We start from the raw sequence: 9,791 nt of genomic DNA on the forward strand, positions 1-9,791 counted from the left end.
CAATTCGGGGCAATCCGACCTCTCCCCGAGGGGAGAGGAGATTGCCGCCGTCGATGCCAGCCTCTTCTCCCCGCCGGGGAGAAGGTGGGCGCCCACGGGTCTTGCGTCCGGCAAGCCCGAGGACAGGCTCCGCGGCCGGATGAGTGGGCCTCCTATGCGATTGCCAATCGGCCGAAGCTACGGCGCCACCGGTACCGGGCAGCTAGTATCGCCTTCCTGGCAGTTGAGGTAGCCCTGGAAATCCTTCAGCCTGCCGGCGGTGAGTGCCTCCTGGCAGCCGGCGACCACCATCGGATACATGCTGCCGGCGCTCTCGCGCGGGCCGCCCTGAAAATTGCATTCGGCATCGCGAAAGGCGACCCAGGCGCGCTGCGCATCGACCAGCAGCTTCTTTGACGCCGCATCGTCCTTCAGCCGGCCCTCGATCTGCTTGTAGGCGTAGTTGAGCTTCTTGTCGGCTTCGGTGAACGACTTGCCGGCGCATTCGTTCATGGTCGCCTGATCCTGCGCGTTGGCGCAATCGTCGGCTCGCGCCGCGTTGGCAAGCAGCGGAACCGCTAGGATCAAGGTGACGAGGCCGGTTTTGGCCAGACCCGTTTTGGCCAGACCCGTTTTCGAAAGCAAAAGCCGCATCGTGTTTCTCCGATTTCGAAAGCTCCCGCTGTAACAAAGCTTAACCGTGAGACGAATACAGGCAAGATGCAGTCTGTCGCCTTGGTGGACAGTTCCTTTCAGACCGGCTCCGACGGCTGCGAAGCAATAGTGTTGCGGGACGGGATGCATCTCACCGCATTCTTCGTTCAGGACTATAGGTCCATATCGGGGAGAAACCATGCGCGAAGCCGACAATGACGAAATCGACCTGCGCTGTCCGCAGATCGTCGCCGACAATGCCGCCATGGGCCTCAGGCTGCGCGGCATATTTGGCCGCGGCGGCACCGAGGTCGGGGTTGCGCGGGCGACCGAGCTCAAGAACCGCGATAAGCTTTCGCTCACCACCATCCAGCGCATGGTCAGCTATTTCGCCCGCCATGGGGTCGACAAGAAGGGCCGCAACTTCGGCAGCGAAGAAAACCCGTCGGCCGGCTACATCGCCTGGCTTTTGTGGGGTGGCGACGAAGGCCGGGCCTGGGCGCGAGAGCTCAAGCAGAAGATCGGCAACGCGCCTGACTGAGCGATAACAAGCAGGTTGGCCTTGGAACGGGAAGGTTCGCGGGCGGTGCTCGGTAGCGCACGATGAGGCGGATCCCGAACCCGCCTCGGGACCCGCCGTGGAGTGCGGCTGACACATGCCGGTGCAGCCCCCTCCGACATCTTCCGCTCGGTACCCCGACCGAACGGCGTGGCAGGGTATTAGCACTTGCCGTTGGCGACCTATGTGAAGCAGTTCACAAACGATGCACTTTCCGCAGCGTAAGGGCCGCCGACAGAGCGGGACTAGCCCGCCCAGTCGACTTCGAACATCCCCAGCCGCTCGTACAGCCTGACGGCGGCGGCATTCTCAACCGTGTTGGTTTTGAGATCGACATGCGCAGCGCGCCGTGCGTGAAAGGCGGCGAAGGCGTGCCACATCAGCGCTTCGGCGATGCCTCGGCCGCGCGCCTCGGGATGGACGGCAAGGTCTTTCACGAACGCCCGCGTCCAGCACAGCGCCGCGCCAGCCAGCCGACCCTTGCTGTCGATAACCAGGAAACACAAAGCAGGGTCGAATTCCACGTCGCTTGAAATGCGCGGCCACCATTCGTCGAACGGCCCGTCGGCGCCATCGTCGAACACGGTGGTCAGCAGCGCATGCAAAGCGAACGCGTCGGTGGCCTCGAAGCCGCGCATGACGAAGCCTTCCGGCCAGCGCGGCGGGGCAAGCGTGTCGTCGAGGATCTTGCGCAGCCTTATCTCGTTTGGCGCCGGCGGGCGCGGCTCAGGCATGGTGGTCAGGCACCGGGCTGCATGCGACGGCGGCCGCGGTCGCGGCCAAGGCCGGTTTCTTCCAGCATGCCCTTGCGCTTGGCGTCGTAATAATAGCCGCTCTGGTAGAGCCGGTCGGCGCGCTTGGCGTTGCCGCCGGACACCAGCCAGGCGCCGCGCAGATATTTCACCGCATATTTCAAATTGGTCTCGGCGTCGAACAATCCGCTCGCGGGCCCCTCATAGCCCATGCCGCGCGCCGTCGCATGCTTGATCTGCATCAGCCCCCAATGGCCGCGATTGTAGGCCTTGGGATTGAAGGTGCTCTCGCGCTTGACGACGCGGCGCACCAGATCGACCGGCACCTCATAAAGGACGGCATATTTCTCGATCAGCCGCTCGATCTCGCCGCGCGGCCCCGTCGAGTACTCCCTGGCAGGGCTGGTCGAAAGCAGGGCGGACGGATTCTCGGGCACGACATAGGCGGCCTGCTGCACGCCGGGCATCGTCTTGCCCGGCTCGCCGGTGGCCGGCATGGCGACAGTGGCCGTCGCATAGACAGGTGCTGCGCTGGCTGGCGCGGCATCGGCCGTAATGGCTGCAGGTGCAGTTGCGGCCAGCGGGGTCGGGCCGGCAAAGGCAGCTGGCTGGGCAGGCGTTGCGGCGGGGTCGACAGCCAGCGCCGCCGCCTGGACAGGCGCGACACCGGACGATTCCGGCAGCACCAAAACCGTGTCGGGCAGCACCAGCGTAAAGCCGGCATCACTACCGGCTGCGGCGGCGGTTTCAGTCAGGGAAGGCACCGGCTTCGTCTGCGAGGTCGAGGTACAGCCGCTGAGACCGGCCGCAGCGAGCATCACGCCGATCGCGGGAAAGATGATTTTTGCTGGCAAGCCGCGCTCGGTCCGTTTCGTCTGTTAAGAAAATCCTTACACCAGCACCTTTCCCCCCGCAATCCGCAGCTTGTTGTGGACCTCCGATGGTTTTCGGGTGGCAACAGCCACCTGAAAATGCGATATCTCGTTCCCGATATGTACTGGATTCCCATCCGTTTCTTCGGAAAGGAGCACGTCATGGAAAGCACCTCTCAAGCCACCGCCGGCCACGTGGTCTTCGAAACCGTGATCGGCTTCATGGGCATCGCCTGGAGCGACGCCGGACTGACTCGGCTCTGCCTGCCCCAACGCAACCGCGATGCGGTGGAACGCCGGCTCTTGCACCATGTTGGAAGCGCCGATTCGAGCGCCCAACCGCAATGGGTTGCCGAGCTGATCGCGTCGATAAAGGCCTATGCAACCGGCGAAGACGTCGATTTCTCCGGTGTGCCGGTCGATCTCACCGGCGTCGACGATTTCCGCCTCGCCATCTACGACGCGGCGCGCAAGCTGGCCTTTGGCGAGACCACCACATATGGCGAGTTGGCCAAGCGCGCCGGCCACGCCGGGCTGGCCCGCGAGACGGGCGCAGCACTCGGCGCCAACCCGGTGCCGCTGGTCATCCCGTGCCACCGCATTCTTGCTGCCGGCGGCAAGATCGGCGGTTTTTCCGCGCCGGGCGGCTCGACCACCAAGGAAAAGATGCTGGCGATGGAAGGCGTGCGCGTCGGCCCGCCGCCGCCGGCGCAGGTCTCATTCGGCTTCTAGGGTGTTAGTTCGGAAAGATGCGCCGGCGGAAACGCCGGTCTGTGTCCACCCGCTTGCATTTGTAGACGACGCAGGACCTCGTATCGGCGCTCGGTACCGACGCCCGTGCCCTGACCTCACCCATGTTGCAGAAACGCTGGCTCCGCACATAGCGGTCGTAGAGCGGCAGCCCCGGCGTGCGCGTCGACTGGTAACGCAAGATGACGGCGCCTTCCCGCGCAATCGTCGCCTGCACCCTGTCGCAGCTCATGCGGCTCGGGTCATAGCGCGAGATCGCCTGCGCCTCGGCGGCCACCAGCATCAGGCAGGCGGCAAGCAGAACAGTTTTCATGGTCCTCTCCCAAAACAGGACCGGACGCTCGAAGGCGGCACGATCCTTCCCCGCAGCGTGCGCGATAAACGATGCGACCCTCCGCAACGCGCGACGTTACAAGGCTTTCACGCGATTGAGGCGGCCGTTGGGCAGCGCCGCGTCAGCGCCTTTTTTCGCGCAGTCTTGTTTTTTGCGGAGAAGCGGACTATATGAGGTCCATTGATATTTCGGCCGATCGATCCGGGCCTCGCGATATTCGCGTTTGCTGACGTCTATCTCCAAAATCTCGATACAAACCGGCTGAATTTCGGTTCGGTCAAACTAAAGCAAACGTAATAAGGACTATCGAAATGGCAACAGGTACGGTCAAGTGGTTTAACTCCACCAAGGGTTTCGGCTTCATCCAGCCTGACAGCGGCGGCGCGGACGTTTTCGTTCACATCTCCGCAGTCGAGCGCGCTGGACTGTCGACCCTGGTCGAAGGCCAGAAGATCAACTTCGAGATCGAGCAGGACCGCCGCACTGGCAAGTCGTCCGCTGGATCTCTGAGCAAGGCAGCCTGATTTTGCGAATGGCGCGCGCCGGGCGATAGTTCGGGGCGCGCGGCAAGTCACGGATGTACTGACGGTCGCGCGAGAAGCGCACCGGAGCGGAAAGACCCCGACAAGCCGAAGCAGCAGATTGCTGCCGGCCCGGACCCAACGCTCCCGATCAGGCTACCAAGCATGGGAAGGCGGGATTTATCCCGCCTTTTTGCTGTCGGGATTCCATCCCTGCTCGGTTTTCGTGTCGCGGCCGAAGGCCGCAAAGCCCGACCGGGCGTCGCGCCTCGTGGCGCGCCCCGTCCGGAGCGAGCCGCGAAGCGGCGACGAGCGTGAGGACAGAACTTAAGGCAGCCATTCCATCGGCACATGCCCCGGATCGGCCTCGACCCGTTCTAGCCAGGCCGCCACCGCCGGATAGGCGTCGAGCTGAAAACCGCCCATCTCGGCCGTATGCGTATAGGCGTAGAGTGCGATGTCGGCGACGCTCAATGTATCACCGGCAAAGAACGCATTGCCCGCCAGATGCTTGTTCATCACCCCGAGCGCCTTGTTGCCCCGTTCTAGCGTCACCGCCAGCCGCTCCGGCGTCGCGTCCTTGGCCCGTTCGGGAAAGGTCAGCAGCGCCTTGCGCACCGCGATATAGGGCTCGTGGCTGTACTGCTCGAAGAACAGCCACTGATAGGCAAGTGCGCGTTCATATCTGTCGGCCGGCAAGAACCGCGTGCCTTCGGCGAGATAGAGCAGGATGGCGTTGGATTCGGCAAGGCGCCTGCCGTCGTCGAGCTCGAGCAGCGGCACCATGGCGTTCGGGTTCTTGGCGACATAGTCGGGCTTGCGGGTGTCGCCGGTATGCGAACTCACCTCGACATTGGTGAAGGCCATGCCCAGCTTGGCCATCAGAAGGCGCGGCTTGTAGCAATTGCCGCTGTCGATCATTCCATAAAGTATGGTCATTTTTGCTCCCATCGCCGCTCCCCTACGGGGCGCCTTTACCGGCAATTATCCCGGCAGCAACAGCTTCATCCAGTGATTTGTTTTGGCGCAATCATCAGCGCCGCTGATAGGTCACCCAAACAACGGCACGACATTGTTGTCCATGCCAAGCAGCCGGTCGATGGGCAGCGGCTCCTCGTCGAAGACCGTGCCGGCCAACGCCGGCCGCGCCAGATGGTAACCCTGCAAAAGGTCGACGCCGCCATCCAGCGCGACGCGCAAACGAGTGGCATTCTCGATTCCTTCGACCAGCACCTTGGTGCCGCGGTCGTGCAGCGCCGAAACCAGCGGCCGGAAAAATCGTTCGGCGGCGGCATGGCGACAGAATTCCGCAAACCAGGTGCCGTCGATCTTGACGATGTCAGGCTGGACAAGGGCGACCCGTTCTTCCGTCGAATGCCCTGTGCCGAAATCGTCGATGGCGATGCGAATGCCGTCACGCCGCATCTCGCGCACCAGGCTGACGAGCACCTTGTCATCGGCCGCCTGTTCGGTGATTTCGCAGACCAGCATGCCGGGGTGCAGGTCGAACCCGGCGAGATGCCTGGTCATCAGCCTGATCTCGGCCAGCGCCCGCCCGGGGTCATCATTGAGCAGCGGATTGTAGTTGAAGAACAGGTCGAGCCCGTCGACACCGATGTTGCGGAAGTTCCGGAGATGCAGCACCCGGCACATCGTCTCGACGAACAGGCGATCCGGCAGGGGTACACCCTCGAAAAACACGGGTGGTGCGACCGACCTGCCGGCGCGGTGCGGGTCGATCAGGCCTTCGACCGCAACGGCGGTCAAAAACCTGCCGCGCGGCGCAAAAATCGGCTGATAGGCGCTCCTCAGCCGGAACGCGCCGTAGACGCCATATTCGATCCCAACCTCGTCGGCGAAGATCGCCTCGCCGACATTGCGCCGCCTGTCGTGCCGCCCAGTCATGGCGCCACCTTGCGGCCGAAAGCCCGTTTCGGCCGCAGCGAAGGCGGCACGGTCGCAGCCGCGTCGCCGGCATTGGGCACTGCCGCGGGCATCTGCCTGTCCTTGCCGAAGACGTGAAAGCTGGTCGGCGCAAGCTCCGGGCGCGCCAGCGCGAATCCCTGCACCATCGAGGCTCCCGATTTCTCGGCCAGTTCAAGCTGCCAGCCTTCCTCGATGCCCTCGAACACCGTGCGGATGCCTTGCTCTTCGAAGCTTGCCACCATGGCGGTCAGCAGCGCGAAGCCGGCGCCGGACTCCATCAGTTGCATGATCCAGCGAGCGTCGAACTTGACGATATCAGGCCTGAGCTCCTTGATGCGATTGATGTCGGACTCGTCGGCGCCGTAGTCGTCCACGGCGATGCGAAATCCATTGGCCCTGAGCGCCTCGACGAAACTGTAGAGGGTTTCCTGCGACGCCGATTTCTGCTCGGTCACCTCGCAGACGACGCGGTTTGCATCGATATCAGCCTCATGCAGCACCAGCCGCATGTCGCGCAGCGCCTTGTCGGCGATGCTGCGATCGGTGAACACGGACGGGTCGAAATTGATGAAGATGGACGCCTCTGGCGGCAGGCAGGCACCGGCGTTCAGAAGGTGCAGCGTCCTTGTCAGCGCCTCGATATGCAGGCGGTCGACCGTCGGACAGGTGTTGAAAAAACTCATCGGCGATTGCGGCTCGCGATCGCGGAACGGCCGGATCAGCCCCTCGAATGCGGTGACCGACAATTTGCCTTTGCTGAAGGCGAAGATCGGCTGGAAAGCGCTCTGCAACGTATAGGTGCCCCAGACACCGCTGGCGGTGCCGTCGTCATGACGGACGATATGGGCAAGTCCGATGCTGCGCGACACGATTCCTCGCTTTGCGAGACTGGCGGAATGGGTCGTGATCCAGCCACTCGGGGTTTTACCGCCGGTAAGTGAATTTATTGTTGCCGGATTGCCGGGGATTTGAGATCTGGCTCATCCGACAGTGCTTGCGCTTGGCGGAATGATGCGACATGAGATGCGCCGCGGTTGGATGGACCGCCTGCATCCCAAAGGAGACAATATCGTCATGGCCTTTCTTGCCGACGTCCTTTCCCGCGTTAAGCCTTCCGCGACCATCGCAGTGACGCAGAAAGCGCGCGAGCTGAAAAACGCCGGCCGTGACGTGATCGGGCTGGGTGCCGGCGAGCCGGACTTCGACACGCCGGACAACATCAAGAACGCTGCGATCGACGCCATCCGCCGCGGCGAAACGAAATATCCGCCGGTTTCCGGCATTGTGCCGCTGCGCGAGGCGATCGCGAAAAAATTCAAGCGCGAGAACAATCTCGACTACCGGCCGGAGCAGACCATTGTCGGCACCGGCGGCAAGCAGATCCTGTTCAACGCCTTCATGGCGACGCTGAACCCCGGCGACGAGGTCATCATCCCGAGGCCGTATTGGGTCAGCTATCCCGAGATGGTGGCGATCTGCGGCGGCACCTCGGCTTTTGCCGACACCTCCATCGACAACGGCTTCAAGCTGACGGCGGCGGCGCTGGAAAAGGCGATCACACCGCGCACCAAATGGCTGTTGATGAACTCCCCGTCGAACCCGTCCGGCGCCGCCTATACCGAGGCTGAATTGCGCGATCTGGCCGACGTGCTGTTGAAGCATCCGCATGTCTGGGTGCTGACCGACGACATGTACGAGCACCTGATCTATGGCGACTTCGTCTTCAAGACCATCGCCGAGGTCGAGCCGAAGCTTTATGAGCGCACGCTGACCATGAACGGCGTGTCGAAGGCCTATGCCATGACCGGCTGGCGCATCGGCTATGCGGCCGGGCCGGTGGCGCTGATCAAGGCGATGGACATGATCCAGGGCCAGCAGACGTCCGGCGCCTGCACCATCGCGCAGTGGGCGTCGGTCGAGGCGCTGAACGGTCCGCAGGATTTCATTGCGAAAAACAAGGCGATCTTCCAGGCTCGGCGCGATCTCGTCGTATCGATGCTCAACCAGGCGCGCGGCATCACATGCCCATCGCCCGAAGGCGCCTTCTATGTCTATCCGTCCTGCGCCAAGTTGATCGGCAAGAAGACGAAAGCCGGCAAGGTGATCGACAGCGACGAGGCCTTCTGCTCGGAGCTGCTCGAGGCGGAGGGCGTGGCGGTCGTGTTCGGCTCGGCTTTTGGCCTCGGCCCGAACTTCCGCATCTCCTACGCCACATCGGAGGCGTTGCTCGAAGAGGCCTGTACGCGCATCCAGCGCTTCACCGCCTCGCTGACCTGATCAGGCGCATCCGAACACCAAAACCCGGCCGCGGGCCGGGTTTGGTGGCCGTTGGCATCAGCCTCATCCCTGCTGATTGGTTTCGCGCGCCGAACGCGCCTCGGCCGGCGCCAAAACCGCGACCAGAAGCCCGGCCGTGACGAACGAAACGATGGCCGCCGTCAGCATCGCCGCATGGAAGCCGCCGGCATAGGCGACTGCGAACAGAGCGCGCAGGCCGTCCTCGCCCATCGCCGCATCGGCTGCGAAATCGTGCCTTGAAACGGCGGCGCGGGCCAGCGCTCCAGCATTGGCGATCCCAGCATTTTCAAGATGCGCCGTCAGCAGGGTTGTTGCCCGCATGCTCATCAGGGCGCCGAGCAGCGCGATGCCGATGGCGGTACCGCCCTGGCGGGTCGCGTTGATCACCGCCGACACCATGCCCGACCGCTCGCGCGGCGCAAACGACATCGCGGCGGCGCTGCCGGTCGGGATCGACAGCGCGTTGCCGAGGCCGCCGATCGCAAACAGCAGGCCGATCGTGGCGTAGGGGCTTGAGGGTCCAACCCAGCACATGCCCAGCATGGAAAGACCGCTCGAAAGATAGCCGGCGGCCATCAACGCCGAGTGTCCGTAGCGCTGACTGAGCCTGCCGATCGCCGGCGACACGACCATCTGGACGAGGAACAGCGGCGCCATGCGCAAGCCGGTCTGTGTCGGCGACCAGCCCTGTGCCTGCTGCAGAAACATCGAATAAAGGAAGACGCTGGTGTAGGAGGTGAGCCCGAGCGCGAACGAGGCGACGTTGGCGACGGCAAAGCGAATGTCGCGGAACAGGCCAAGCGGCAGCATCGGCCTTGGCGTACGCGCCTCGAAGGCAAGGAAGACTGCCAGGCCGGCCAGGCCGGCAACAACGGCCGTGACCGTCCGCGGATCGCCCCAACCGTTTTCGCCTGCCGATATTAGGCCAAAGGTCAGCGCGCCCAGCCACAGAATGCTGAGCGCCAGGCCGACAAGGTCGAGATGGGCATGGTCGGGATGCGAAGTCTCTACGATCGAAGCTGCACCCAGCACGATCGTGGCGAGGCCAAGCGGCAGATTGATCAGGAAAATGCTCTGCCATCCGGCGGCTTCGACCAGGAGGCCGCCGACGACGGGGCCGACGAGCAGCGAGATGGCGGCAAACGA

The 9,791-nt window shown here is 63.6% G+C and carries 12 protein-coding genes; 4 read left to right on the forward strand and 8 right to left on the reverse strand.

The genetic code is table 11. From position 1 onward, the window contains the following. Positions 1-177 precede the first annotated feature (177 nt). Entirely contained in the window at positions 178-633 is a 456-nt protein-coding gene (locus tag E5W87_RS22530) for a lysozyme inhibitor LprI family protein (protein ID WP_292402439.1), read from the reverse strand. Between the two features lie 199 nt (positions 634-832). Here E5W87_RS22530 and E5W87_RS22535 point away from each other — a divergent pair, with 199 nt between their 5' ends. After that, a complete protein-coding gene (locus tag E5W87_RS22535) occupies positions 833-1,174 on the forward strand; it encodes a hypothetical protein (RefSeq protein WP_292402442.1) in 342 nt (113 codons plus the stop codon). Positions 1,175-1,437: 263 nt separating this feature from the next. Here E5W87_RS22535 and E5W87_RS22540 read toward each other — a convergent pair whose 3' ends face one another. After that, positions 1,438-1,926 carry a GNAT family N-acetyltransferase gene (locus E5W87_RS22540; RefSeq protein ID WP_292402446.1) on the reverse strand — a complete coding sequence of 163 codons (489 nt, stop codon included), beginning with the start codon at positions 1,924-1,926 and terminating at the stop codon, positions 1,438-1,440. Positions 1,927-1,931: 5 nt separating this feature from the next. Next, complete coding sequence (locus E5W87_RS22545) at positions 1,932-2,798, reverse strand: lytic transglycosylase domain-containing protein (protein WP_292402448.1); 867 nt, start codon at positions 2,796-2,798, stop codon at positions 1,932-1,934. A gap of 180 nt (positions 2,799-2,978) precedes the next feature. Between E5W87_RS22545 and E5W87_RS22550 the strand changes: the two genes are divergently transcribed. Continuing rightward, a complete protein-coding gene (locus E5W87_RS22550; protein ID WP_292402450.1) occupies positions 2,979-3,548 on the forward strand; it encodes a methylated-DNA--[protein]-cysteine S-methyltransferase in 570 nt (189 codons plus the stop codon). A gap of 4 nt (positions 3,549-3,552) precedes the next feature. Here the strand turns inward: E5W87_RS22550 and E5W87_RS22555 are convergent, their stop codons facing one another. After that, on the reverse strand, positions 3,553-3,879 hold the full coding sequence (locus E5W87_RS22555) for a hypothetical protein (protein WP_292402452.1): 327 nt from the start codon (positions 3,877-3,879) through the stop codon (positions 3,553-3,555). Between the two features lie 332 nt (positions 3,880-4,211). On the opposite strand from E5W87_RS22555, the gene E5W87_RS22560 reads away from it, so the two are divergent. After that, a complete protein-coding gene (locus E5W87_RS22560) occupies positions 4,212-4,424 on the forward strand; it encodes a cold-shock protein (RefSeq protein WP_023678332.1) in 213 nt (70 codons plus the stop codon). Positions 4,425-4,748: 324 nt separating this feature from the next. Here the strand turns inward: E5W87_RS22560 and E5W87_RS22565 are convergent, their stop codons facing one another. The 3 genes from E5W87_RS22565 to E5W87_RS22575 form a co-directional block, all read right to left on the reverse strand. After that, entirely contained in the window at positions 4,749-5,360 is a 612-nt protein-coding gene (locus E5W87_RS22565; RefSeq protein ID WP_292402454.1) for a glutathione S-transferase family protein, read from the reverse strand. A 111-nt stretch (positions 5,361-5,471) separates the two neighbouring features. Then, entirely contained in the window at positions 5,472-6,326 is an 855-nt protein-coding gene (locus E5W87_RS22570; protein WP_292402456.1) for an EAL domain-containing protein, read from the reverse strand. Continuing rightward, the gene (locus E5W87_RS22575; protein WP_292402459.1) at positions 6,323-7,216 is read right to left on the reverse strand and encodes an EAL domain-containing protein; all 894 of its coding nucleotides are present in this window, start codon (positions 7,214-7,216) and stop codon (positions 6,323-6,325) included. Before E5W87_RS22575 ends, E5W87_RS22570 begins: the two co-directional genes overlap by 4 nt. A 205-nt stretch (positions 7,217-7,421) precedes the next feature. On the opposite strand from E5W87_RS22575, the gene E5W87_RS22580 reads away from it, so the two are divergent. Continuing rightward, positions 7,422-8,624: a pyridoxal phosphate-dependent aminotransferase gene (locus E5W87_RS22580; protein ID WP_127294743.1), complete on the forward strand. Its 1,203-nt coding sequence runs from the start codon at positions 7,422-7,424 to the stop codon at positions 8,622-8,624. A 63-nt stretch (positions 8,625-8,687) separates the two neighbouring features. Here E5W87_RS22580 and E5W87_RS22585 read toward each other — a convergent pair. Further along, positions 8,688-9,791, reverse strand: a 1,104-nt coding sequence (locus E5W87_RS22585; RefSeq protein WP_292402463.1) for an MFS transporter, incomplete at its 5' end; no start/stop codon positions are given.

The organism is Mesorhizobium sp., assembly GCF_004962925.1.
Taxonomy (GTDB): domain Bacteria; phylum Pseudomonadota; class Alphaproteobacteria; order Rhizobiales; family Rhizobiaceae; genus Mesorhizobium.